24 protein-coding genes and 1 tRNA gene are annotated in these 23,859 nt (G+C 65.1%); 17 read left to right on the forward strand and 8 right to left on the reverse strand.

Features of this window, described 5'->3' with window-relative positions; translation table 11 throughout:
- The first annotated feature begins 145 nt into the window (after positions 1 to 145).
- From D4Q52_RS19615 to D4Q52_RS19625, 3 genes are all read left to right on the forward strand, one after another.
- Positions 146 to 790, forward strand: a complete 645-nt coding sequence (locus D4Q52_RS19615) for a cold-shock protein (RefSeq protein ID WP_119858264.1) — start codon at positions 146 to 148, stop codon at positions 788 to 790.
- A gap of 344 nt (positions 791 to 1,134) precedes the next feature.
- Positions 1,135 to 1,611, forward strand: coding sequence for a DUF192 domain-containing protein (locus D4Q52_RS19620; RefSeq protein ID WP_119858265.1), 477 nt, complete (start codon positions 1,135 to 1,137; stop codon positions 1,609 to 1,611).
- Between the two features lie 56 nt (positions 1,612 to 1,667).
- A tRNA-Pro gene (locus D4Q52_RS19625) sits at positions 1,668 to 1,744 on the forward strand.
- Positions 1,745 to 1,795: 51 nt separating this feature from the next.
- Here D4Q52_RS19625 and D4Q52_RS19630 read toward each other — a convergent pair.
- A complete protein-coding gene (locus D4Q52_RS19630; RefSeq protein WP_119858266.1) occupies positions 1,796 to 3,055 on the reverse strand; it encodes an OpgC domain-containing protein in 1,260 nt (419 codons plus the stop codon).
- A 218-nt stretch (positions 3,056 to 3,273) separates the two neighbouring features.
- On the opposite strand from D4Q52_RS19630, the gene D4Q52_RS19635 reads away from it, so the two are divergent.
- The 4 genes from D4Q52_RS19635 (at position 3,274) to D4Q52_RS19650 (ending at position 8,485) form a co-directional block, all read left to right on the forward strand.
- Positions 3,274 to 3,579 carry an ETC complex I subunit gene (locus D4Q52_RS19635; RefSeq protein ID WP_119858267.1) on the forward strand — a complete coding sequence of 102 codons (306 nt, stop codon included), beginning with the start codon at positions 3,274 to 3,276 and terminating at the stop codon, positions 3,577 to 3,579.
- 246 nt (positions 3,580 to 3,825) lie between these two features.
- A complete protein-coding gene (locus D4Q52_RS19640; RefSeq protein WP_119858341.1) occupies positions 3,826 to 5,430 on the forward strand; it encodes a carboxyl transferase domain-containing protein in 1,605 nt (534 codons plus the stop codon).
- Positions 5,431 to 5,446: 16 nt separating this feature from the next.
- Entirely contained in the window at positions 5,447 to 7,459 is a 2,013-nt protein-coding gene (locus D4Q52_RS19645; protein ID WP_349627418.1) for an acetyl/propionyl/methylcrotonyl-CoA carboxylase subunit alpha, read from the forward strand.
- A gap of 120 nt (positions 7,460 to 7,579) precedes the next feature.
- Positions 7,580 to 8,485: a hydroxymethylglutaryl-CoA lyase gene (locus D4Q52_RS19650; RefSeq protein WP_119858269.1), complete on the forward strand. Its 906-nt coding sequence runs from the start codon at positions 7,580 to 7,582 to the stop codon at positions 8,483 to 8,485.
- Positions 8,486 to 8,603: 118 nt separating this feature from the next.
- Here D4Q52_RS19650 and D4Q52_RS19655 read toward each other — a convergent pair whose 3' ends face one another.
- The gene (locus tag D4Q52_RS19655) at positions 8,604 to 9,254 is read right to left on the reverse strand and encodes a hydrolase (RefSeq protein ID WP_182915370.1); all 651 of its coding nucleotides are present in this window, start codon (positions 9,252 to 9,254) and stop codon (positions 8,604 to 8,606) included.
- Positions 9,255 to 9,402: 148 nt separating this feature from the next.
- On the opposite strand from D4Q52_RS19655, the gene D4Q52_RS19660 reads away from it, so the two are divergent.
- Positions 9,403 to 10,296 (forward strand): LysR family transcriptional regulator, encoded by an 894-nt coding sequence (locus D4Q52_RS19660; protein WP_119858342.1) that lies wholly within the window; start codon positions 9,403 to 9,405, stop codon positions 10,294 to 10,296.
- A gap of 105 nt (positions 10,297 to 10,401) precedes the next feature.
- On the opposite strand, the gene D4Q52_RS19665 is transcribed toward D4Q52_RS19660, so the two are convergent.
- From D4Q52_RS19665 to dctP, 3 genes are read right to left on the reverse strand one after another with little or no spacing between them, the layout of a single operon-like run.
- Positions 10,402 to 11,760, reverse strand: coding sequence for a TRAP transporter large permease (locus D4Q52_RS19665; protein WP_119858343.1), 1,359 nt, complete (start codon positions 11,758 to 11,760; stop codon positions 10,402 to 10,404).
- On the reverse strand, positions 11,757 to 12,308 hold the full coding sequence (locus D4Q52_RS19670; protein ID WP_119858271.1) for a TRAP transporter small permease: 552 nt from the start codon (positions 12,306 to 12,308) through the stop codon (positions 11,757 to 11,759). The genes D4Q52_RS19665 and D4Q52_RS19670 overlap by 4 nt, the downstream gene beginning before the upstream one ends.
- Positions 12,305 to 13,324: a TRAP transporter substrate-binding protein DctP gene (dctP, locus tag D4Q52_RS19675; RefSeq protein ID WP_119858344.1), complete on the reverse strand. Its 1,020-nt coding sequence runs from the start codon at positions 13,322 to 13,324 to the stop codon at positions 12,305 to 12,307. Before dctP ends, D4Q52_RS19670 begins: the two co-directional genes overlap by 4 nt.
- Positions 13,325 to 13,884: 560 nt before the next feature.
- On the opposite strand from dctP, the gene D4Q52_RS19680 reads away from it, so the two are divergent.
- On the forward strand, positions 13,885 to 14,346 hold the full coding sequence (locus D4Q52_RS19680; RefSeq protein ID WP_119858272.1) for an FKBP-type peptidyl-prolyl cis-trans isomerase: 462 nt from the start codon (positions 13,885 to 13,887) through the stop codon (positions 14,344 to 14,346).
- Between the two features lie 60 nt (positions 14,347 to 14,406).
- On the opposite strand, the gene D4Q52_RS19685 is transcribed toward D4Q52_RS19680, so the two are convergent.
- The gene (locus tag D4Q52_RS19685; RefSeq protein WP_119858273.1) at positions 14,407 to 14,739 is read right to left on the reverse strand and encodes a hypothetical protein; all 333 of its coding nucleotides are present in this window, start codon (positions 14,737 to 14,739) and stop codon (positions 14,407 to 14,409) included.
- A gap of 228 nt (positions 14,740 to 14,967) precedes the next feature.
- Here D4Q52_RS19685 and D4Q52_RS19690 point away from each other — a divergent pair, with 228 nt between their 5' ends.
- Genes D4Q52_RS19690 through D4Q52_RS19705 form a run of 4 tightly spaced genes read left to right on the forward strand, consistent with a single transcriptional unit; the run spans position 14,968 to position 18,329 of the window.
- Positions 14,968 to 15,774 (forward strand): threonine/serine exporter family protein, encoded by an 807-nt coding sequence (locus D4Q52_RS19690; RefSeq protein WP_119858274.1) that lies wholly within the window; start codon positions 14,968 to 14,970, stop codon positions 15,772 to 15,774.
- Entirely contained in the window at positions 15,771 to 16,250 is a 480-nt protein-coding gene (locus D4Q52_RS19695) for a threonine/serine exporter family protein (protein WP_119858275.1), read from the forward strand. Before D4Q52_RS19690 ends, D4Q52_RS19695 begins: the two co-directional genes overlap by 4 nt.
- A gap of 46 nt (positions 16,251 to 16,296) precedes the next feature.
- The gene (locus tag D4Q52_RS19700) at positions 16,297 to 17,415 is read left to right on the forward strand and encodes a glycosyltransferase family 4 protein (RefSeq protein WP_119858276.1); all 1,119 of its coding nucleotides are present in this window, start codon (positions 16,297 to 16,299) and stop codon (positions 17,413 to 17,415) included.
- Between the two features lie 20 nt (positions 17,416 to 17,435).
- Positions 17,436 to 18,329: a hypothetical protein gene (locus D4Q52_RS19705; protein ID WP_119858277.1), complete on the forward strand. Its 894-nt coding sequence runs from the start codon at positions 17,436 to 17,438 to the stop codon at positions 18,327 to 18,329.
- Between the two features lie 140 nt (positions 18,330 to 18,469).
- Here the strand turns inward: D4Q52_RS19705 and D4Q52_RS19710 are convergent, their stop codons facing one another.
- Positions 18,470 to 18,949 carry a DUF3833 family protein gene (locus tag D4Q52_RS19710; RefSeq protein ID WP_119858278.1) on the reverse strand — a complete coding sequence of 160 codons (480 nt, stop codon included), beginning with the start codon at positions 18,947 to 18,949 and terminating at the stop codon, positions 18,470 to 18,472.
- Between the two features lie 107 nt (positions 18,950 to 19,056).
- On the opposite strand from D4Q52_RS19710, the gene D4Q52_RS19715 reads away from it, so the two are divergent.
- Positions 19,057 to 19,800: a DUF4336 domain-containing protein gene (locus D4Q52_RS19715; RefSeq protein WP_119858279.1), complete on the forward strand. Its 744-nt coding sequence runs from the start codon at positions 19,057 to 19,059 to the stop codon at positions 19,798 to 19,800.
- Positions 19,801 to 19,827: 27 nt separating this feature from the next.
- Here the strand turns inward: D4Q52_RS19715 and D4Q52_RS19720 are convergent, their stop codons facing one another.
- Positions 19,828 to 21,156 carry an MFS transporter gene (locus D4Q52_RS19720; RefSeq protein ID WP_119858280.1) on the reverse strand — a complete coding sequence of 443 codons (1,329 nt, stop codon included), beginning with the start codon at positions 21,154 to 21,156 and terminating at the stop codon, positions 19,828 to 19,830.
- Positions 21,157 to 21,710: 554 nt separating this feature from the next.
- Here D4Q52_RS19720 and D4Q52_RS27025 point away from each other — a divergent pair.
- The 3 genes from D4Q52_RS27025 to D4Q52_RS19735 all read left to right on the forward strand — a co-directional run bounded on the left by D4Q52_RS27025 (position 21,711) and on the right by D4Q52_RS19735 (position 23,850).
- Positions 21,711 to 21,920 (forward strand): type II toxin-antitoxin system PemK/MazF family toxin, encoded by a 210-nt coding sequence (locus D4Q52_RS27025; RefSeq protein WP_210210156.1) that lies wholly within the window; start codon positions 21,711 to 21,713, stop codon positions 21,918 to 21,920.
- Positions 21,921 to 22,529: 609 nt separating this feature from the next.
- Positions 22,530 to 22,727 carry a hypothetical protein gene (locus tag D4Q52_RS19730; RefSeq protein WP_119858281.1) on the forward strand — a complete coding sequence of 66 codons (198 nt, stop codon included), beginning with the start codon at positions 22,530 to 22,532 and terminating at the stop codon, positions 22,725 to 22,727.
- A gap of 271 nt (positions 22,728 to 22,998) precedes the next feature.
- Positions 22,999 to 23,850: a hypothetical protein gene (locus D4Q52_RS19735; protein WP_147407826.1), complete on the forward strand. Its 852-nt coding sequence runs from the start codon at positions 22,999 to 23,001 to the stop codon at positions 23,848 to 23,850.
- The last annotated feature ends 9 nt before the right edge of the window (positions 23,851 to 23,859 follow it).

Genomic DNA, 23,859 nt, shown 5'->3' on the forward strand with positions numbered 1-23,859 from the left:
TCTTTGCCACCGGCATCGGGATGTTATCTTCGAATCAAGAGATTCGCGGCGGTGTATCCCGATTAGTGACGGAACTGAGGCCCGCGGATCATTGGCGTCGCACAAGCGACGACAACAATTGATCTGACGTACGGGGTCCGGGGTCATGGGGTCGGACGGATTTGAGTCCAAGAAGCCGGGCGGTATGCCGGCAATCGGTGCCGGGCGGCCAGTGGTAGAGTACACGCACCGCGATAGTATGGGCAGCTCGTTCACCGGCCTCGGCGAGTCCGCGAACCTCGTCGAAATCACCGGCGTGATCAAATGGTTCGACGCGTCGAAGGGCTACGGCTTCATCGTTCCCGACAACGGTTCCGCCGACGTGTTGCTACACGTCACGGTGTTGCGCCGTGACGGTTTCCAGACAGCCTATGAAGGTGCGCGAATCGTCGTCGAGTGCATGCAGCGCGCCAAAGGCTATCAGGCGTTCCGTGTTGTCTCGATGGATGAGTCGACCGCGATCCACCCGGCCCAGATGCTGCCGCCGCGCACGCATGTGAGCGTGACGCCCACCAGCGGACTGGAGCGTGCGCAGGTGAAGTGGTTCAATCGGCTGCGCGGCTTCGGCTTCCTGACCTGCGGCGAGGGCACGCCGGATATCTTCGTCCACATGGAAACGCTGCGGCGCTACGGCATGACCGAGCTCCGCCCGGGCCAATACGTACTGGTGCGTTTCGGACCCGGCTCCAAGGGCATGATGGCCGCCGAGATCCAGCCCGAAAACGGCGCGCCGGGGCTGTCGTCGCACTGAGTTCGCTTTCGCCGGACGAACCGCGCGGTCCCACGCACTGGCATCACGCGCAGCACGCAATCTGTTATTCGGGAACCTCTCAGTCCGTCATGGCCGGGCTCCTCCCGGCCATCCACCCCCTTGCTCTCATCTTCCGCGGCAACGCGTGGATGCCCGGAACAAGGCTGGCATGACGATGGGAGAGGTATCGCTCAGCAGTGCTCGTCAGATAGACGAGTTGGCCATCCCCAACTTGTGATCCGCCGTACGCCGCGATCGCGGATCTGTGCTACGCGCTCTGGCATTGGGCAGCGTGGCCGGGCTAGGGTCGGCCGATCATTCCCCGCATACAAACAGGCTGCCCGATGACTGGCTTTCGACTTGGATGGACCCGCGCCTGGAGCGCGTTTGCCGCTGTGCTGATGCTCTGCGCCTTCACGGCGGCAGAAGCGCCCGCGGCCAAAATCGAGACGCTGGAGATCGCCAGCAAGACCGGCGTGCACGTCTTCACCGTCGAGATCGCCACCTCCGACAAGGAGCGCGAGACCGGCCTGATGTATCGCAAGGAGTTGCCGGACGGGCAGGGCATGCTGTTCGACTTCCGGCCGGAGCAGCCGGTGTCGATGTGGATGAAGAACACCTACATTCCGCTCGATATGATCTTCATTCAGGCGGACGGCCGGATCCTGCGCATCGCCGAGAACACCGAGCCGCTGTCGACCAAAATTATCCCATCGGGCGGGCCGGTGACCGGCGTGCTCGAGGTGATCGGCGGCACCGCCAGGAAACTCGGCATCGCGCCCGGCGACCGGGTCGGCCACCCGATGTTCAAAGGCCGCTGAAGCCGCCGCTTGTCCGGCTGCGCTGAAGCGTGTATCCACCGCGCATCGACACGGCCCGGGGTATAGCGCAGCCTGGTAGCGCGGCAGTTTTGGGTACTGCAGGTCGTTGGTTCGAATCCAGCTGCCCCGACCATGCCCATTTGGGCCCGGCCCACGCCAGTCGTCTCGCCGCACGTAACCCCGCTCAGCTCCGGGCAGTCCCCGCTGAGGGCAGCGAGGCCGCGGGGGCAGTGCCGGGCGCTGCCTCGATGTCGGCGGCTGCGACCGACGAGGCCGGCGCCGCCATGCCTTCCGGTTGCGCGGCGGGCGCCTTCGCGGCTGGCTTCGTCGGCTTATCCTGCTGCTTCGACCAGGTGATGTAATAGGCGACGATGGTCATCAGCGTGATGCCGGCGATGCTGACGATGATCTGCGCCAGCAGCGAGCCCGAGCTGAGCAGCAGCTCGAAATGCGCCACGAAGGACAGGAACACGCCGACGCAGAACACCGCCAGCGACTGCTGGCCGCATTTGATCAGCGGATCGAAGACCGGCCATTCCAGCCCCTTCCAGTCCTTCGGCACGAACCGCACCACCAGCACCACCAGCACGGCGAAGTGCAGGAAGCGGTAGGGGGCGAGATTTGTCTTGTCGTTGGGGTTGAAGGCGTCGTTCAGCCAGACCGGCAGCAGATCGCCGAACGCCGGGAACTTGCCCGCCATCGTCATCACCAGCGCGAACAGCATGTAGGCGATGCAGAACCACAGCATCGCGGTGGAGTTGATGATCGAGCGCGACCGCATCGTGCCGCCGAGCGCGCACCAAGCGCCGAACACGAATAGCAGCTGCCAGCAGAACGGGTTGAAATACCAGCTGCCGCCCGGATAGGCGGGCAGGTTCCAGCCGTAGTGGCGGGCCGCGAAGTACAGCACGAACGAGGCGATCATCACCGCGTCCGGCCGGCGCAGCATCAGCCACAGCACCGGCGGAAACAGCCCCATCAGCACGATGTAGAGCGGCAGCACGTCGAGGTTGACCGGCTTGAACTTCAGAAGCAGTCCCTGTTTCAGCGTTTCGATCGGGCTGTCGACGAGGCCCGCGACGTTGAATTCGTTGATGATGTCGGGATCGCTGAAGCGCTGCGCGACGTAGCCGATGGCCACGATGTAGATCACGAACAGCACGATATGGGCGACGTAGAGCTGCCAGACGCGCTTGGTCAGGCGCGTGCCGCCGACGATGAAGCCGCGCTCCAGCATCATCTTGGCGTAGACGAACGAGGCGGTATAGCCGGAAATGAAGACGAACAGGTCGGCGGCGTCTGAAAAGCCGTAATTCCGGGTGGTGATCCAGTTCACCACGTTGTCGGGGATGTGATCCAGGTAGATCGCCCAGTTGGCGACTCCTCGGAACAGGTCCAGCCGCAGGTCGCGCCCTTTTCCGGGCAGAATGGCCTGAATTTGCATGAGGCGGTTCGTCCGTCTTTGTTCGGAAGCCTATGTGGTCCAGGACTGCTCGATTGTCACGACGCCGGGGACGGAATATACCCAATCAGGAATGAAAATCGCCAAGCGAGGCATCACAGGTGCGCGGCCTGACGACGGTCGCGCCTCGGAACGTTACACGATGAGCCGCGCTTTGACCAAACCACCTCAATGCCGCAGCTGACAGGCCAGAACCTTCGATGACCGCACGAATCTTCAAGCCCGCCAAGAACGCCATGCAGTCCGGGACCGCGAAGACGCGGGAATGGCAGCTCGACTACGAGCCCGAAGTGCCCCGGCTGATCGAGCCGCTGATGGGCTGGACCTCATCCAGCGACATGCAGCAACAGATCAGCCTGCATTTCCACACCCGCGAGGAAGCCATCGCCTATTGTGAGCGCGAGGGCATCCCATACCAAGTGATCGAACCGAAGCCCTCCGCGCGTCGCCGCGCCGCCTATGCGGACAATTTTGCGTTCCGCCGTCCGGAGCCGTGGACGCACTGATTGAGCGCTGCGACCAGGCTTGGCCGGCGCGGTCTGCGCCGGCCGAAAAGCCGAGGATCGTGCCGCTGACGGCAGGACCGGCGTTCCGCTCCGCCGACCTCTCGGCACAAGCCGACCACGTTTTGCATCGCTAGCCTCCGTATCCACCTCGATGACGGAGAGGTTAGGGTTGCGTCCCGCGCCCGCGGGATGACACCATGCGCCCAATCGCTTCGCCCGAAGCGAATGAAAACTGCCGGAAACGCCATGTCCCTGCACTCCAAGATCGATCCCGGCTCGGCCGATTTCGCGCGCAACAGCGACACCATGCGCGCGCTGGTAGCGGAGCTGAAGGACAAGCTCGCCGCCGTCGCCGGCGGCGGCGGGGACGCGGCCCGCGCCAAGCACACCGCGCGCGGCAAGCTGCTCGCCCGTGATCGCGTCGACCTGCTGCTCGATCCCGGCACCGCGTTCCTCGAATTGTCGCCGCTGGCCGCCAACGGCCTGTATGGCGGCGACGTGCACTCGGCCTCGATCGTGACCGGCGTCGGCCGGATCAATGGCCGCGAGTGCATGATCGTGGCGAACGACGCCACCGTGAAGGGCGGCACTTACTATCCGCTGACGGTGAAGAAGCATCTGCGGGCGCAGGACATCGCGCGGCAGAACAATCTGCCGTGCATCTATATGGTCGATTCCGGCGGCGCCTTCCTGCCGCAGCAGGACGAGGTTTTTCCGGACGAGCGGCATTTCGGCCGGATCTTCTTCAATCAGGCCAACATGTCGGCACAGGGCATTCCGCAGATCGCGGTGGTGATGGGCTCCTGCACCGCGGGCGGAGCATATGTGCCAGCGATGTCGGACGAGAGCATCATCGTCCGCAACCAGGGCACCATCTTCCTCGGCGGCCCGCCGCTGGTGAAGGCCGCGACCGGCGAGGTGGTGAGCGCGGAAGAACTCGGCGGCGCTGACGTGCATTCGCGGCAGTCCGGCGTCACCGATCACTACGCGCAGAACGACGCCCATGCGATCGGCATCGCGCGAAAAATCGTCGGCACGCTGAAGCCGCCGCAGCGGGCAGCGCTCAACATACGCCCGCCGCGCGAGCCGCTGTATCCGGCTGAGCAGCTCTACGGCATCGTGCCGGCGGAGCAGCGAAAACCGTTCGACGTACGCGACATCATCGCGCGTGTGGTCGACGGCTCGGAGTTCGACGAGTTCAAGAAGCTCTACGGGACCACACTGGTTTGCGGCTTCGCCCATATCTGGGGCTTCCCGGTCGGCATCATCGCCAACAACGGCATCCTGTTCAGCGAGTCTTCGCTGAAGGGCGCGCATTTCATCGAGCTGTGCTGCCAGCGCGGCATTCCGCTGGTGTTCCTGCAGAACATCACCGGCTTTATGGTCGGCAAGAAATACGAGGCCGGCGGCATCGCCCGCGACGGCGCCAAGCTGGTGACGGCGGTCGCGACCGCCAACGTGCCGAAATTCACCGTGGTGATCGGCGGCTCCTACGGCGCCGGCAATTACGGCATGTGCGGCCGCGCTTACTCGCCGCGCTTCCTGTGGATGTGGCCGAACGCGCGGATCTCGGTGATGGGTGGCGAGCAGGCCGCGATGGTGCTGAGCACGCTGCGCCGCGACAACATCGAGGCCAAGGGCGGGGCCTGGAGCACGGAGGAGGAAGAGGAATTTCGCTCGCCGATCCGCGCGCAGTACGAGACGCAGGGCAGCCCGTACTACGCGACGGCGCGGCTGTGGGACGACGGCGTGATCGACCCCGCCGACACCCGGCTGGTGCTCGGGCTCGGGCTGTCCGCGTCGAGCAATGCGCCGATCGAGCCGACCAGGTTCGGCCTGTTCCGGATGTGATGAGCAGGATCTGATGATGACCAACCCAGCCCTGTATCGTCGCTTCCGCACGCTGCTGATCGCCAACCGCGGCGAGATCGCCTGCCGCGTTATCCGCACCGCGCGTGCCATGGGGCTGCGGACCGTCGCGGTGTATTCCGAAGCCGATGCCGGTGCGCAGCATGTCAGCGAGGCCGATGAGGCCGTGCTGCTCGGCCCGGCCAAGGCGGCCGACAGTTACTTGAATATCGCGCGGATCATCGAGGCCGCCAGGCAGACCGGGGCCGAGGCGGTGCATCCCGGCTATGGTTTCCTGTCGGAGAGCGCCGAGTTCGCGCAGGCCTGCGCCGATGCCGGTTTGGTGTTCGTCGGGCCGACGCCGGACATGATCACCGCGATGGGCTCGAAGTCTGGCTCCAAGGCGCTGATGGAAAAGGCCGGCGTGCCGCTGGTGCCCGGCTATCACGGCGCGGCGCAGGACGACGCGACGTTGTCTGCAGCCGCCGACAAGATCGGCTTCCCGGTGCTGGTGAAGGCCTCGGCGGGCGGCGGTGGCCGCGGCATGCGGGTGGTGCGCAAGGCGGAGGAGTTGTCCGACGCGATCGCCAGCGCCAAGCGCGAGGCCAAGGCGGCGTTCGGCGACGACACGCTGCTGATCGAGAAATACGTCGACAATCCGCGCCACATCGAGGTGCAGATCGTCGGCGACAGTCACGGCAATCTCGTGTCGCTGTTCGAGCGCGAGTGCACGCTGCAGCGCCGCCACCAGAAGGTGATCGAAGAGGCGCCGTCGCCGACGCTCGACGCAGCCGGGCGCGACAAGGTGTGCGAAGCGGCGCGGCGGGCGGCCGGCGCGGTCAACTATGTCGGCGCCGGCACCATCGAGTTCGTCTCCGACGGCAAGGACGTGTTTTTCATCGAGATGAACACCCGCCTGCAGGTCGAGCATCCGGTCACTGAGCTGATCAGCGGCGTTGACCTCGTCGAATGGCAGCTGCGCGTTGCGTTCGGCGAGGAGCTACCGCTTAAGCAAGATCAACTCCGGCTCAACGGCCACGCCATCGAGGCGCGGGTCTATGCCGAGATCCCGGCGAAGAACTTCATGCCGTCGGTCGGCAGGATCACGACGTGGCGCACGCCCGCCGAGGTCGATGGCCTGCGCATCGACGCCGGCTATCGCGACGGCGACAGCGTATCGCCGTATTACGACGCGATGCTCGCCAAGGTGATCGCCTGGGCGCCGACCCGCGCGGCGGCGATCGACCGGCTCGACCGCGGCCTCAACGAGACCGACGTCCGCGGCGTCACCACCAACATTCCGTTTCTGTCGGCGCTGGTGACGCATCCCGACGTCCGCGCCAACGCGATCGACACTGGCTTCATCGAGCGGCATCTCGCCGAGTTGACCGCGACAGCGGAAACGCTCGGAGATCTCGAACTTGCCGCTGCGGTGGCGGCCATCCTGCGCAGCGACGACGAGGCGGCGAAGGCCGAGGCGCCGTCACCATGGCGGTCGTCGGGCTGGATGCCGGTCGGCCGGCGCAAGCGCAGCTTCCTGCTCCGGCGCGGGCAGGGGCATGACCACACCGACACTCTAGTTCAGCTCAGCTATGGCGGCGGCGCCTCGACGCTGACCATCGACGGCCGCGGGCTTGCCTTCGCCTGGTCTGCGAACGGCGACGGCATCGATGTGTTGCTGGACGGCGTGCGCTCGCGCGTGGCCGCGGTGGTCGAGGGACACGAGTTGTATGTCCGCACGAAGAGCGGCCGGTTCGACCTGCACCTGGTCGATCCGTTCGGCGGCGAGAGCGAGGAGGCGGTCGGCGAGGACAAGATCGTCGCGCCGCTGCCCGGCACGGTGGTGGCGTTGCTCGCCGAGCAGGGCGCGAAGCTCGAGAAGGGCGCGGCGATCCTCACGCTCGAAGTGATGAAGATGGAGCAGACCCTGCGCGCCCCGTTCGCCGGCACGCTCAAGGCGCTGAAGTGCAAGGTCGGCGATATCGTCGCCGAAGGCGCCGAGCTCGCGGAGCTCGAGGCCGACGAAGAGTAACAACCACAGCCGTCATGGCCGGGCTTGTCCCGGCCATCCACGCCTTCGGAGGTCGAGCCGCTGAAAGGCGTGGATGCCCGGCACAAGGCCGGGCATGACGAAGTGCTACTTGGAGGGCGCATGACCGACACCATCCGCATTGTCGAAGTCGGCCCGCGCGACGGGCTGCAGAACGAGAAGACGCCGGTCAGCGTCGCGGACCGCGTGGCCTTCGTCGAGGCGCTGGTCGCGGCCGGACTACACACCGTGGAGGTCGGCGCGTTCGTGTCGCCGAAGGCGGTGCCGCAGATGCAGGGCTCCGACGAAGTGCTGCGTGCGGCGCTGAAGCTACCCGGCGAATTCCACGTGCTGGTGCCCAACGAGAAAGGCTATGAGGCCGCGCGCGCCGCCGGCGCGCAGGTGATCGCGGTGTTCGCCTCGGCGTCGGAAGGCTTTTCGCGTGCCAACATCAATTGTTCGGTCGCGGAATCGATCGAGCGCTTCAAACCTGTGATCGCGCGCGCGCAGGCAGACAACATAAGAGTCCGCGGCTACGTGTCCTGCGTGCTCGGCTGCCCATTCGATGGCGACGTGCCGGTGCAGGCGGTGGTCGACGTCACCACCACGCTGCGCGACCTCGGCTGCTATGAAGTCTCGCTCGGCGACACCATCGGAATCGGCACGCCGACCAAGGTGCGCGGACTGCTGCGCGCCTGCGCCGACGCGGTGCCGATGGCGTCGCTGGCGATGCACTTTCACGACACCTACGGCCAGGCGCTCGCCAATCTCTACGCCGGCCTGGAAGAGGGCGCCCGCGTCATCGACAGCGCCGCCGGCGGCCTCGGCGGCTGCCCCTATGCGCCCGGCGCGACCGGCAACGTCGCGACCGAGGACGTGGTTTACATGCTCGAAGGCATGGATGTTTCGACCGGCGTCGACATGGACAAGCTGATCGCGGCGACCAACAGCATCGCGGCACTGCTCGGCCGCCCGCCGGTGAGTCGCGTCGTCAATGCGCTGAACGCGAAGACGAAGCGAACCGTTTAAGCCGTAGGATGGGTTAGCGCCGAAGGCGCGTAACCCATCATTGCGACGAGACGTAAATTGGTGGGTTACGCGCTTCGCGCTAACCCACCCTACGAATATCGCGCGCCAGCGAGAGTGATTAACCCGCTTTCGGCACTGGCGTGTTCAGCAACTGCTGCTCCCACAGGAAGGCGATGCCGCTGCCGCCGGAGTGCTGGACGATCACCTCGGTGATCTTTGCGGCCTGCTCCAGCCGCGCCCAGTCGCGCTGCCATTCGGCTGCGATGGCCAGCCAGGTCATCATGTTGACGCCGGCTTCCAGCATGCGCTGGATCGCAACCTGGTGAGCCTCCACCGAGGTGCCGCCGGATGCATCGGTGATGACCGTGACGTCCCACCCTTCGCCGATCGCCTGGATCGCCGGCATCGCGACGCAGACTTCGGTCCATAGGCCGGCGATCACCAGCTGCTTGCGACCGGTCGCCTTGACGGCGTCGACCACCTTCATGTCCTCCCAGGTATTGATGAAAGTGCGATCGATCACCTCTTGGCCGGGGAATACGTCGGTGATCTGCGGAAATAGCAGCCCGCCGCGCTCGGCGATCACCGATGTCAAGATCGTAGGTACGCCGAAAGCCTTGGCAGCCTTTGCCAAACCCGCAGTGTTGTTGATCACCATGTGCGGTTCGTGACTGTTCACGTTGGCGAGCTGATAGGGCTGGTGGTCGATCAACACCAGCACGGAATCTTCGGGACGGAGAAGCGAATCGAGGCCGTTACGACGGGTCATCAAGCATCCTTTGCTGAAAGTTTGAGCGATCAATCACCGAGACCGGGCGGATGCCTGCGGCCCCGTGTCCGCGGAAACTGTCAGCGCGATGTGTGATAGGGTAGCGCTGGTGGGCGCGAAGCTGTGTCGCGCGAAGGGGAACGCCGAATTGGACATTGAGGACTTGGCCACATTCGTCGAGGTCGCCGACACTGGCAATTTGTCGGCGGCTGCGCGCCGGCTCGGCGTCGCCAAGTCGGTCGTCAGCCGGAGGTTGCTTCGGTTGGAAGCCGAGCTTGGCGTTCAACTGCTGGCACGGACCACGCGCGGCGCCGCGCTCACCGAGGCCGGGACGACGCTGCGCGATCATGCCGCCCGGGTCGGGGCCGAGATCGATGCGGCACGTGAAGCGATCTTGCCCAACGGCGATCTACGCGGCCGCTTGCGCGTCTCCGTGCCGCTGTCGTTCGGGCCGACGCACTTTGCGCCTGCGCTGGCAGAGATGGCGCGGCGCTATCCGCAACTGCACATCCATAGCTTCTACACCGATCGGTTCGTCGATCTGGTCGCCGAAGGCTTTGATTGCGCGATCCGGGTCGGCTATCTGCCCGACTCCAATCTGATCGCGCGACGCGTCGGTGCGGTCTACGGCAAGCTCGTCGCGAGTCCCGATTACATCAAGACGCGCGGGGCGCCGGAGACGCTGGACGAACTCGCCGCCCACGAGGCCCTGATGCAGGGCACCGAGCCGTGGCAGTTTATGGACGGCGAGAAGGTCGTCACGGTGCGCCCGCAGGGACGCTTCAAGGCCGACAATGGCGCAGTGCTTGCGGTGGCGGCGGCCGCCGGCCTCGGCGTCGCCTGGCTGCCGGATTGCATCACCAACGACTATCTGGAGTCGGGTGAACTCGTTCCTGTGATGACCAGCCACCCGCCGCCGTCCGCCGGCGCCTATGTGGTCCGCCCACCGGGTCAGCATCCCGAGCGCAAGGTGCGGGCGCTGATCGACATGCTGGTCGATTACTTCGCAGAGGATCCGAGATTGGCGGAAGCCGAGGGCTGATTTATTCGTAGGGTGTGCTGAGCGCAGCGAAGAGCACGCGGACCAACGTTCGTTGGTCAATGTTCCGCGTGGGCACAGCGCTGCGCGCCTTTGCCCACCGTACGATTATCGCGCGCTTTCCGGGCCCATCACCAGATCGGGCAGCCAGGTCGAGATGCCGGGGAAGAAGCACAGCAGCAGCACGGCCAGCATCATCAGCAGCACGAAGGGCAGCGTGCCCCAGATCACGTCGCTGAGCGGGATGTCGGGGGCGACGTTGCGGATGACGAAGATGTTGAGGCCGACGGGTGGATGGATCAGGCCCATCTCCATCACGATGGTCATCACCACGCCGAACCAGATGATGTCGAATTCGGCGGCGCGCAGCGGCGGCAGGATGATCGGCGCGGTCATCAGGATGATCGACACCGGCGGCAGGAAGAAGCCGAGCATCACCACCAGCAGCAGGATCGCGGCGAGCAGTTCCCAGCGCGGCAGGTTCATCGCCACGATGGCTTCGGCAGCCGATTGCGAGATGTGCAGATAGCTCATCACGTAGGAGTACAAGAGCGACATGCCGATGATCATCATCAGCATGGTCGACTCGCGCACCGTCGAGGTCATGATCGGGGCGAGGTCGCTCGGCCGCCACACGCCGTAGATCAGCGCGATCAGCAGGAGCGCCAGCAGGCCGCCGAGGCCGGCGGTTTCGGACGGCGTGGCGTAGCCGCCATACAGCGCGATCATCACGCCGGTGAGCAGGATGATGAACGGCAGCACCCGCGGCAGCGCGCCGAAGCGCTGCGCCATGGTGAACTTCTCGTCGGTCAGGATCGGCGAAGTGGTGCCGGTCTGCTCATAGGCGCGCTTCGCCGTGGCGTATTCCTTGCGGAAGCGGATCACCGCATAGATGCCGAACAGCGTCACCAGCAACAGGCCGGGGCCGATGCCGGCGAGGAACAGCCGGCCGAGCGATTTTTCCGCCGCGACCGCGAACAGGATCATGGTGATCGACGGCGGCAGCAGGATGCCGAGCGTGCCGCCGGCGGCGATGATACCGGCCGCAAAGCCGCCGGAGTAACCGCGCTTGCGCATCTCCGGAATGCCGGCCGAGCCGATCGCCGAACAGGTCGCGGGCGATGAGCCGGCCATCGCCGCGAACAGCGCGCAGGCGAATACGTTGGCGACGCCGAGGCCGCCGGGCACGCGGTGCAGCCAGGCGTGCAGCGCGGAGTACAGATCCTGGCCTGCGCGCGACTTGCCGATCGCCGCACCCTTGAGGATGAACAGCGGGATCGACAGCAGCGTGATCGACGCCATCTCCTCGTAGACGTTCTGCGTCACCGTATCGAGCGACGCCGATGGCATGAAGATCGCCATGAACACCAGTGCGACGGCGCCGAGCGCGAACGCGATCGGCATGCCGGAGAACATCGCGAACAAAGTCGCGAGGCCGTAGCTGATCCCAATGCCAAGCACTGTCACGAGCGATTCCAATTCTTGAGAGCCTGGGCGATCTGCAGCGCGATCTGCACGCACAGCAGCGTCATGCCGGCGGCCATCAGCGCGTAGGGGATGGCGAGCGGCGGCGACCAGATCGAGTTCGAGACCTGACCGTCGACCCAGGCCTCGTGCGTCAGCGTCCAGGACTTCCAGGCGAAGAACGCGCAGAAGGCGAGGCTGGCGACGTCGACCAGCAGCAGCCGGATGCGGTTGACCAGCGGCGGCAGCAGGCCGGTAAACGCCTCGATGCCGATATGGCCGCGCTGGCTCTGCACGAAGGCGGCGGTCAGGAAGGTGGCGCCGACCAGCAGGAAGACCGCGGCCTCGTCCTGCCAGTAGGTGGCACTGTGGAACAGGCTGCGCACCGCGACGCTGTAGCTGAGGATGCCGCAGGCGGCGATCAGCGCCAGCGCGGCGGCGAGCAGGATGGCGCGGTTGACCAGCGCCAGTGCGTGGCCGAGCACGCCGCCCGTTTCGCGATGGGCGGCGCTGGTCGGGTCAGCCTGACCCGCGACGGGACCATGCATCATGCGGCGTCGGTGGCCAGCTTGAGCAGCTTGGCGCAGTTCGCGCTCTTTTTGGCGTAGTCCGGCCAAGCGGTGTCCCGGGCGATCGCGCGCCATTTCTCGACGGTGGCGATGTCCAGCTTTTGCACCTTGGCGCCGGCCTTCTCGTAGACCTTGGCGACCTCGATGTCGTCGTCCTGAGCGCCCTTGCGGCCGAACGCTTCGAGCTCGGTGCCGACGGTGAGGATGATGTCCTGGTGGTTCTTCGGCAGCTTGTCGAAGATCGCCTTGGACATCATCAGCGGCTCGAGCATGAACCAGTACGACGCGTCGGCGCCGGAGGTGAGATGCTTGGCGACCTCTTCGAGCCGGAACGAGATTAGACTGGTGGAGGAGGTGATGCCGGCGTCGCAGGCACCGGTCTGCATCGCCGCATAGATTTCGTTCGACGGCACCGACAGCACGGCGGCGCCGGCCTGCTGCAGCACCATGTCCATCTCGCGCGAGCCGCCGCGCACCTTCAGCCCCTTGGCGTCTTCCGGTGCGAGTATCGGCTTGTTACGGCTGGCGACGCCGCCCGCCTGCCACACCCAGCTGATCAGCATGATGCCCTTGTCGGCGAGGAAGTCGGTGAGCGCCTTGCCGATCGGCTTGGTCTTCCAGGCCAAACCCTGATCGTAGGTTTCGACCAGGCCCGGCATCAGGCCGATATTCGTCTCCGGCACTTCGCCGCCCGCATAAGGCATCGGATAAAGCGACAGATCCAGCGCGCCCTTGCGCATCGCCGAGAACTGCGCGTTGGTCTTGATCAGCGAGGAGCCGGGATAGACCTCGCCGACGAGATCGCCACCGGAGCGTTTGCTGATTTCGGCCGCAAACATCCGGCACAGCCGGTCGCGAAAGTCGCCTTTGTCGATGGTGCCGCCGGGAAACTGGTGCGAGATCTTCAGCGTCGTGGCGGCGTGTGCGGTGCCGATGCCAAGTCTGAGGATGGCAGGGGCAGCGAGCGCGGAAGCCAGAACGTGGCGACGTGAGATCATCATTTCACTCCCGGGAATTTGTTTGTTGGTTGTGATGGCTACCGCTTGCGTTGTGGGGTGGTCAAGCTGTCGCAGGCCTCCGACGTGCAATTCGCCAGGAATTGTTAGTTGCGATGCACCAAGATCGATTGAGATGTGCTGCGCTGCAAGGCAGGGCTCGTCTCAAAACCAAGGCCGAATTTCTGCGCCATATCCGCAGCCGGTTAGCTTGCTCACGGACGCCGTCATGGCCGGGCTCGTCCCGGCCATCCACGCCTTTTCTGCATCTCCGTCAGCAAGGCGTGGATGCCCGGCACAAGGCCGGGCAGGACGCGTGGAGAGGAAGTGCCGAAATCTCAGGTGCATGTCCGGCCAGCCTCTTGAGGCGAGATAGCGGGCCCTGCCGACCACTTGGTCGCCCCTGTTGGGTGTGGTGGAGCAGATAGACGAGACCGGTTCGCACATTCCTCGCTTTGAGCGACGAGGTTCCATCACCGGGCGGCGCGGTTGTGATGCCGGGCCGTTCTGTCTAGAACGGGGCCTCGCTCGCGACCGACGTCGACCTTTCCGAGGATCTTCCGATGCGTTTCGCTTCCCGTGCCGGCACCACGCTGGCTTTCGCCCTTGTCGTCGCGCTGTCCTGCGCCGCGACGCTGACAACGAGTACAAGCGCCATGTCCGAACCCGCCAACATCGTCACCACGCCGTCGGGCCTCAAAGTCCAGGACACCAAGGTGGGCACCGGCGCCTCGCCGACGCGCGGCCAGACCTGCGTGATGCACTACACCGGCTGGCTGTATCAGAACGGCGCCAAGGGCGCGAAATTCGACTCGTCGGTGGACCGCAACGAGCCGTTCGAATTCCCGATCGGCATGGGCCGCGTCATCAAGGGCTGGGACGAGGGCGTCGCCAGCATGAAGGTCGGCGGCAAGCGCACGCTGATCATCCCGCCGGAGCTCGGCTACGGTGCGCGCGGGGCCGGCGGCGTGATCCCGCCGAACGCGACGCTGATCTTCGAAGTCGAACTGCTCGGCGTGAAATAGGCTCGCGCGCCGCAGCGGCAGCCGCTCGCCCGAGCGGGCGGCTGCGCAGCGGCGAGGCTGTCAGGGGCGTCCGCAATACACCAGGATATTGCTGGCGGTGGTCGCGCAGGTCGCGGTGAGGGTGCCCTTGTCGACGCGCAGCGTGTCGGCGAAACGTCCCTTGGTGCCGCTGACGCACACCGCCGACAGCAGCGTGTCGCCAGCTTCGCAGGATACCGGGCAGCCATCGCTGGCGCAGCTCGCCGAGGTGAGAGCCTTGACCGGGCTGATGGGCATCTGAGCGACCACGTTTTCGGTCGGTTCGGGAACGTTGCCCTCGTGCTTCGAACTCTTGGCGGCGAAGATGATGACGGCGGCAGCGACCAGCGCCACGGCCAAGGTCGGAATTTTCATGGTCAACCTCATTCCTCGAAACGGCATCACGCCAGCGACCAAATCAGCATAGTCCGCCGCGGGTGAATTGGAAGTGATTGCTATCAAACCCGCCTTGACACAATGAATGAACTAACAAGTGGTAACATCGTCCTGTTTGCGTGCGAGTAGCGATGACGTTGAGCTACCATGGTGCATGGCGCCGCGCGATCAGTTCGTGTTGAATGCGGATGAATCAAACATCGCGCCATGAATAGTCATTCCGATACCTCTTCCACCGATCCGATCCATCATCATCTCGCGCTCGATCGCATTGCGCATGTGACGTTGCGCGTCGGCGCGATTTTGGCGCAGAGCGGTGCGTCGGTGCGGGTGGTGCATGAGGGCGCGCGGATGATCGCCAGCGGCCTCGGCGTCGAGGTGATGGGGATGCGCTCTGGCTACGCCTCGTTCGAGATCACGCTCGAGCGCGGCCGCGCCACCATCACCCGCATGATGCAGATCGGGCCGCACGGCGTGAACCACCGGCTCGACTTCGCGGTGCGCGATCTGGCGGTGCGCGCCGCCGCCGGCGGGATGACGCCGGACGAGATCGAGGCCGACCTCGACCGCTTGGTGCGCGACACGCCGAGACATCCGTGGTGGCTGGTGGCGATCGCGACCGGCGCCGCCTGCGCGGCGTTCGGCCGGCTGCTCGGCGCGGATTGGCTTTCGTTCGCGCCGATGCTGGCGGCCGCAAGCATCGGGCAGGCGCTGCGACATTGGCTGCTCGGCCGCCGCGTCAATGTGTTCGTGATCGCCGCAATCATCGGCTGCGTCGCCGCGACGCTCGGCGGCCTCGGCGCGCGGCTGGCCGGCAGCGGCACGGTGCAACTGGCGATGATGGCCTCGATCCTGCTGCTGGTGCCGGGCGTGCCCTCGACCAACGCGCAGACCGACGTGCTCGACGGCTATCCGACGATGGGCAGCGCCCGGGCGGTGTGGGTGATCATGATCATGGTGTTCGCGGTGACCGGGCTGTGGCTCGCCGAGTTCGTGCTGAGGATTCAGATGTGACGCAGGATCTCGTCGCCGCGCTGCCCTATCTGGCGCATCAGGCACTGTTCGGCGCGGTCGCCGCCGCCGGCTTCGGCGTGCTGTTCAATTTTGGTGGACGGGCCTTGATCTGGTGCACGCTCGCCGGCGCTCTCGCGCTTGCCATCCGCACCGTGAGCCAGAAATCCGGCGTCAGCCTCGAGGCCGCGACGTTCCTGGCAGCGATAGGCACGTCCTGCGTCGCGATCCTGGCGCGGCGCTGGCTCGGGCCGGCCTGCAACGCGATCGCATTGGCCGGCTGCATCCCGATGGTGCCGGGCGCGTTCTTCGGCCAGGCGATGCTCGGCTATATGGCGGTCGCGGCCGATACATCCGGCCAATCGGTTGGTCAGCTGGTGGCCTCGGCGCAGGCTTTCATCCGCGTGGTGTCGATCGTCGGTGCGATCGGCGCCGGGCTGGCGATCCCGGCCTATTTGTTGCGGAGCCGGCAGTTCTGAGCAAGGGTGGCGCCGTCGCCGCCGTCGCGGTTCCGAGAGTGAATTCATGAAGATCGCCTTTGCCATCGTCACGCTGTTTTCGGCCGGTGGCCTGCAACGCGACTGTATGGCGCTGGCCCGCCAGCTGACGGAACGCGGCCACGACGTCACGATCTTCGCCGAGCGGCGCAAGGGCGAGATCCCGTCCGACCTCAAGGTCGAGCTGCTGCCGAATTGGGCGGTCAGCAATCACAAGCGCGACCTCAAATTTGCCGAGGCGGTGGCCAAACGTTGCGCCGGGAAATACGACCGGCTGGTCGGCTTCGGCAAGCTGCTCGACCTCGACGTCATCTATTGTGCCGATCCATGCCTCGCCGCGCGCCGGGTCGGTTTTCTGGCGAGAATGAGTGCGCGGCGACGCACGCAGATGCGGCTGGAGGGGGCCAGCTTCAAGCAGGGGCAGAACACCACCTGCCTGCTGCTCAGCGCCAACCAGGCGCGCGAGTTTCGCGCGGCGTGGTCGACCGAGCCGAAGCGCATCGAGGTGCTGCCGCCGACCATCGACAAGGAGCGCCGGCATCCGGAATATCGCAGCGACGGCACCCGCGAGCGGCTGCGCGAGAGCCTCGGGATCGGCGAGGAGAGTTTGCTGTGGCTGGCGATCGCCAACCAGCCGAGCGTCAAGGGCCTCGACCGCACGTTGGTCGCGATGAAGGGCATTCCGCAGGCGCGGCTCGCCATCGCCGGCATTGCGTCGAACAGCAAGCAGGCCGGGCAGGTGCGTGGCTGGGCGCGCGGCGTCGGCGTGGCCGACCGTGTCGAGCTGCTCGGTTTTCGCGCCGACATTCCCGAACTGATGGCTGCGGCGGACCTGCTGGTGCATCCGGCGCGCTACGACACCACTGGCACCGTGATCGTCGAGAGCCTGGTCAACGGCCTGCCGGTGATCACCACCGCCGAATGCGGCTACGCGCCTCATGTCACGAAGGCCGACGCCGGCGTGGTGATCGCAAGCCCGTTCGAGCAGGAGGCGTTGACCGCGGCGCTCGGTGCCGCGACGTCGGCGGGCAAGCGTAATCGCTGGAGCCGGAGCGGCATCGCCTATGGCGCCACCGAGCGGCTGTATGACGGGCTCGACCGCGCCGCAGAGCTGATCGAGCGGCCGCTGCGCGGCGCGACGCGCTGACAATTTAGAGCGCAGACAGAATGCCGAAGCCCTTAAGCGAATACACCTTGGCGGACTGGCGCCGTCTGCGTCCGCTGTCGCATGCGCTGAAGACGGCGCGCTATCGGCGGATCGACCGGCGCTATCGCCAGACGCCGGCGCTGGTCGGCGACCCGGCTGCTGTCGCGCGTGCGATCGGCGGCAAGCAGTTGCTGATCACCGTCGCCTATATGGATCCGGAGGCGATCGAGCTGCAGGCGACGCTGCTACGCCACTACTTTCCGAACTACCCGTATATCGTCGTCGATAATTCGCCGGAGGACGTGGCCGCGCAGGCGATCGCGCGCGTCGCCGCCGCGCAGAACGTGCCGTATCTGCGGACCCCGCCGAACCCTTGGCAGAAGAGCAGCCGCTCGCACGGCATCGCGCTGAACTGGATCTGGGCTAATATCATCCTCCCCGGCGCGCCGCTGGCGTTCGGGCTGCTCGATCACGACCTGTTTCCGACCGCCCCCGACGATCCGTTCGCGCCGCTGCAGCGGCAGGAGATCTACGGCTACGTCCGCTATGCCGAGCCGGACAACGGCCGCTGGTTTCTATGGGCCGGCTTCACGATGATGCGGTTCGCCGCGGTGTGCGAGCTCGATCTCGATTTCGGCCAGGACTGGTTCATCGGACTCGACACCGGCGGCGCCAATTGGGGCCCGGTGTACAGCAACTACGCACTCGATGAGCTCGAGAAGCCGGTCTCCCGCTTCGTGCCGTATCGCGACGGTCTCGACACCTATGACGGCCCGCTGCAATGGTGCGGAACGTGGCTGCACGAAGTCGGCCAGATGGGCGAACCCGAGATCATGCGCGACAAGCGCCGCGTGGTGAAGGAGATCCTGGCGCCGCAGTTAGTGGCGGCGAGGGGCAGCGGTGCTCAGAGGTGATGTCCCGCCTCTCCACGTCATGCCCGACCTTGTGCCGGGCATCCACGGCTTCCTAAAGTAAATGCAGGAAAGGCGTGGATGGCGGGGACGAGCCCGGCCATGACGGAAACATTTGCCAGTGAATAACAGTCAAACAGCCCTCAGCTCAGCTTGCGATACGTCACATGCGCAGTGGCGAACGGCAGTCCGGCGCGGCCGGCGCTGCCGCGGACCATGACGCCGGTGGCGTCGATCCGGTAGAACCAGTCGTCGAAATTGAGCTTGGTGGTCGACCCGTCCTTCTGCGGCGTTTCGCGCGTATACTGCCAGTGGAAGGCGCAGCCGGCCTGTTCGCCCGAGGCCTCGCCATCGAGATGCGGCTCTGTGCCGCTGTAGCGGCCAGGGCGGAGTTTGCGGATCGCCCATTGCAGGGTATCGATGTGGCCGTCGTCGAACCGATAGGTTTCGGTGAAGCGGACCAGCTGCGCGGCCGCGTCCCAATTCCCCTCGGCTTCGATCGAAGCACGCTTCTGCAGGCCACCGATCAGGCTTTCCACCACGCCCCAGCCTTCCAACCGCCCGTTGAAAAATTCTTCCGGCAGAAATTCCGGTGAGGTGCCTCTGAAATCGTCGATCGACATGCGGTTCTCCTGATTTGCGGAGGAACCCTGATCGAGCCGCGTGGTTCCGCCCGGGTTCGGAACGATCGAGAGAGGAGCTGTTTGACCTGCTGTAGAGAGGGGCCACGATGTCTGCAGCCGATGCCGTCGCATACTTGCCGACCGATACGCTCAAGGCGGTGGCGGACGGCCTGTGGATCGTGGACAGCGGGCCGATCAGCGCGATGGGATTGCACGTGCCGGTGCGAATGACCGCGGTGCAGCTGCGATCGGGCCAAGTTTGGCTGCATTCACCGACAGCCTATTCCGATCAGTTGAGGATGGAGCTGCAGCGTCTCAGCCCGATTGCGCATCTTGTCGCGCCCAACATCGCGCATTGGCAGTACGTCAAGGACTGGCAACAGCGCTGTCCGCACGCGACAACCTGGGCCGTTCCGGGCCTGCGCAGCCGCGCCCCCGTGATCAAGTCGGGCGTGGTGCTGGATCGCGACCTCGACGCATCGCCGCCGGCCGCATGGGCCGGCGAACTCGACCAACTGCTGATCGCCGGCGGCTTCGGTGTCAACGAGATCGCGTTCTTTCATCGCGCCAGCGGGACGCTGATCCTGACCGATTTCGTCGAGAACCTCGAGCCGGACAAGCTCGGCCCGGTGGCCCGCCCGCTCGCTAAGCTGGCCGGCGCCACCGCACCCGATGGCATGGCCCCAGCACATTATCGCTTTGCCATGAACCGCCGCCGCGCCGCCGTCAAAGCGGCCGCGCAGCAGATGCTGGCGTGGGCGCCCGAACGCGTGATCTTCGCCCACGGCCGTTGGTACGACTCGGGCGGCACAGAGCGACTGAGGCGTTCGTTACGGTGGCTGTTGGACTGAGGTCCTGCCGCCCGCCGCGCAGCCGGCTCATTCGTGCCGATCGATCGCCGAGCGGCGCTTGGTGTCGCGCATCGTGGTGTAGACCAGTAGCGAGATGAAGATCATGCCGGCGAGGTAGTAGTAGAACCACTGCTCGTGACCCTGCTGCTTGAAGTACAGCGCGATCGCCGGCGCGGTCCCGCCGAAGATCGACACCGTCAGCGCGTAGGGCACGGCGACCCCGGTGGCACGGATCGCGGTCGGAAACAGCTCGGCCTTGACCACAGCGTTGATCGAGGTGTAGCCGGCAGTGAACAGCCAGGCGCCGCAGATCAGCAGGAAGGCGATCCAGGGCGATTTTGTGCCCTCCAGCAGTGTCAGGATCGGCACCGTCAGTAACGTGCCGGCGATGCCGAAGAACATCAGCACCGGCTTGCGTCCGATCCGGTCCGAGATCAGCCCGTAGACCGGCTGCAGGACCGAGGCGAAGATCAGCGAGCCGGCGATCACATAGGTGGTGGTGATGTCGGGCAGGCCGACGGTCTGGCGGACGAAGGTCTGCATATAAGTGGTGAAGGTGTAGAACGCGGCAGTGCCGCCGGCGGTGAGACCGACCACGATCGCGACCTCGCGCGGGTAGCGCATCAGTCCGCGCAACGAGCTTTCGCGCTTGATCTTGCCGGCGCCTTTCGCCTGCTGGAAGGACTCGGTTTCCTCCATGTGGCGGCGCATGAACAGCGCGATCACCGCGAGCAGGGCGCCGATCACGAACGGAATCCGCCAGCCCCAGTCGAGCAGCTGCTCGTGCGTCAGGAAGACGTTCTGCAGCAACAGCAGCACCAGGATGGCCGTCAGCTGCCCGCCGATCAGCGTGACGTATTGGAAGCTCGAATAGAAGCCGCGATGCTCCGGATCGGCGATCTCGGTCAGATAGGTCGCGCTCGCCCCGTATTCGCCGCCGAGGCTCAGCCCCTCGATGATCCGCGCCAGCGCCAGCAGAGCAGGGGCGGCGAAGCCGATCGAGCTGTAAGTCGGAGTGCAGGCGATGATCAGCGAGCCGAAACACATCATCAGCACCGACAGCGTCAGCGACAGCCGTCGTCCATAGCGATCGGCAAGATGCCCGAACAGCCAGCCGCCGATCGGCCGCACGATGAACCCGGCAGCGAACAGCGTCGCAGCGTTGAGCTGCTGCACCACGGGATCAGCCGAGGGAAAGAACTGCGGCGCGAAGTACAGCGCGAAAGCCGTATAGGCGTAGAAATCGTACCACTCGACCAGATTGCCGATCGACCCGATGAAGATCGCCTTGAGGCGCCGTTGGGCATCCGCGAGCTTGATCGGGTGGGGGTGAGCGGACGATTGGCTTTGCGACATGAAGGGGCCTGAGGTGAGGGGCCGCGGCGTCAAACGACTGAGTTGGCGAAGAACATCGCTCGATCGTCGTTGGTTCCCGGTTGCGATGGATTGATCGGGCCGGAAATAGCGCCACGGTGAGCAATAGCGCTCGATGTCGATACGGGATGCAACAATCGGCGGAGTAAGACGCCAGCCGCCGCGTCGCAGCGCGCTCCCTCTCCCGCCTGCGGGAGAGGGCTGGGGTGAGGGCGCCCCAAGCAGTGAGTTTAGCGACTTACAGAGCAGTAACTCAGCGACTCGTGGAGAGGAGTACCCTCACCCGGATCGCTCCGCGATCCGACCTCTCCCGCAAGCGGGAGAGGTTACGCCGCCGCTGGCGCAGCGCTGCACATATTGCCAGTCCAGCGGGAGAGGTCTTCTCGGACCCAGGGGAAGCCTTTCGCCATCAGCCGGAGTACCCCATGCATGGGGGCTTCCTTGTCTCATTAGCACAAGTATCCGATACCGGATATCGGCCGCTTGGTTGTACGTTTGATTGGTTGTGACTCAAATAGATTGAGCAATAATAGACGATGACGCTGAAATTTCACCCCGAGCCGGGTACGATTCTCATTTGCGACTACTCCACTGGCTTCAAGGCGCCAGAGATGGTGAAGAAGCGCCCGGTCGTCACGGTATCTCCGCGGTTAAAGCGGCGGGACGGATTAGTCACGGTTGTGCCTCTGAGTACATCACGTCCTGAACCGGTCTGCCTTTCATCACTGCTTCATAACGCTATCTAATCAGCTACCAGAACCGTTCGACTCGGAGTCGATGTGGGTGAAGGCCGATATGATAGCGACCGTGTCGTTCGCGCGGCTCGAATTGGTCAGGACTGGACGAGATGCAGATGGCAAGCGTAAATACCTGACGCCGAGGCTGGAAAGTGTGCAACTACGACTAATTCAGGAGTGCCTGTTGTACAGTCTTGGTCTTGGGCGCTTGACAGCTGCGCTCTAGTCGCCATTTTAGGGACGTTCCTTCGCTGCCCGACTTGGGCATCAGGCTTTCAAGACCTCGCAAGGGGCGGCCGCGTAGACCGAGCGATTCCAAGCTCACCTACGTGGCTTGATTTCAGGGCCCCGTTTCGCAAGAAGCGGGGCTCTTCTTATCGTGGCTCGCTTGAATTCAGTCGAAGCAATTTGGCGATCCCAGCAGAACAAACAGCGGGCGTGGAATCAAGGGGATAGGCTGGCTCACCCGCATAACGGCCGGCATTGTTCTCAAACGACAATTTCCAGAACTGGCTCACTGCCGCGGCCCTCGACATATGAGGAGCGCAATCGCCACAGCGAGCATTGGCTTCGGGTAGAGCGTCCGCGCTGCCTGTTCGGCACCAAAGCGGTGCGCCGATGAGCGCTTCCGCAGGCACCATCATCAACGAACTCACCGTCTACGACGGCCGCGTGCCTCTGGGAACCATCCTCGAGACCGACGACGGCCAGCACCAAGCCATCAAGCCAGACGGTCATCCGTTCGGCGTCTTCCGATCGCGGCTCGACGCGAGTCGGGCGCTCTCAGGTCGGGGGAAACCGCCGCCGGTTCATTGAGATCACGCGAAAAAGCACACAGGCCGCTTCGGGCAGAAGCGGCCTGGTTATCACTAGATCGGGCAATGCTTTTGGGAAGCATCATGAAGGTAACGATCCAGGTTGAAAATATCAACCCGTCGATTGCCGCGCCCGGTCGCAACAGCGAGCCGGTGCGGTGTCGACACCATCCTTAGAAGCGATCGCAGAAGTGCTTGGTGGCCGTGTTGTCCGAGGTCGGATTCCCCACGTCGCCGCTCCCTATCCGGGGAAGCGCAAGAGGGACCGCAGCATGCACGTCTTCATCAACGGCGACGAGATCGGCGTGAAGGTTTTCCGCGACGGCGTCGACGTGATCGCGATCAAGGACTACGTTCGCCGCGCCTGCGGGATGGATGCCTGGGCGCCAAAGCGGCGGAAGCCCACACCGAGGCCGGCCGTCCCGCATGCTGTCCGCAACCACTTCTTTGGCGAGACGCTCGCGGTCTGCCGGCTTCGGCGCCGTATAGCGCCGGATCACTTTGCGCTGCTGATCAACGATCTGCGCCTGCGCGGCGATGCAGGGCGCGAGGCACTGAAATATGCACGCGAGTTCGGGTTTGGCCCTGCCGACTTGGAGCGCTGCATGGGCGCTACGCCGCGGCACTACACCGCCGATGAGCGCGCCAAGATTTTGAACCTTACTTTTGCGGAGCGGCAGCACCTCGGGTTGCGCCGAACCGGGTCGATTGACGTCGACAAAGCCGGGCGGGAGCGGGCACGCCGCGACCGCTACAACGCGAAGCGACGCGCAGCACGCGCTGGCGCTCGCGGGGCTGGCGTCAATAAGACATGCCAAGTTGAAGGAAGACCAGGAAGTAACAGGCAACAGGGAGACTTTGAGGAGAGGAAAGTGGTGAAAATCGCAGAGGCGAGGCCGTCGGCGCCGGTTGAGCTGCCAGTTCCGGCAATCTCGCACGAGCAACTCGCCGAAATGTGGCTGCTGGACCGGCTCGGGGACGGCGACTCCGACCGCGGCGTGCCGATTGCCGTGGCGATGGGAGCCGTCAGGTTTGAGGCGCTGAGGCGACAACTCGTCGCCGGTGAGCTGTTGCTCAGCGCGGTGCGCCTCGCGGCTCGCGGCGTGGGGGGTGCAGCAGCATGATCGAGCAGA

Origin of the sequence: Rhodopseudomonas palustris (assembly GCF_003591005.1) — a bacterium.
Taxonomy (GTDB): Bacteria; Pseudomonadota; Alphaproteobacteria; order Rhizobiales; family Xanthobacteraceae; genus Rhodopseudomonas; species Rhodopseudomonas palustris_K.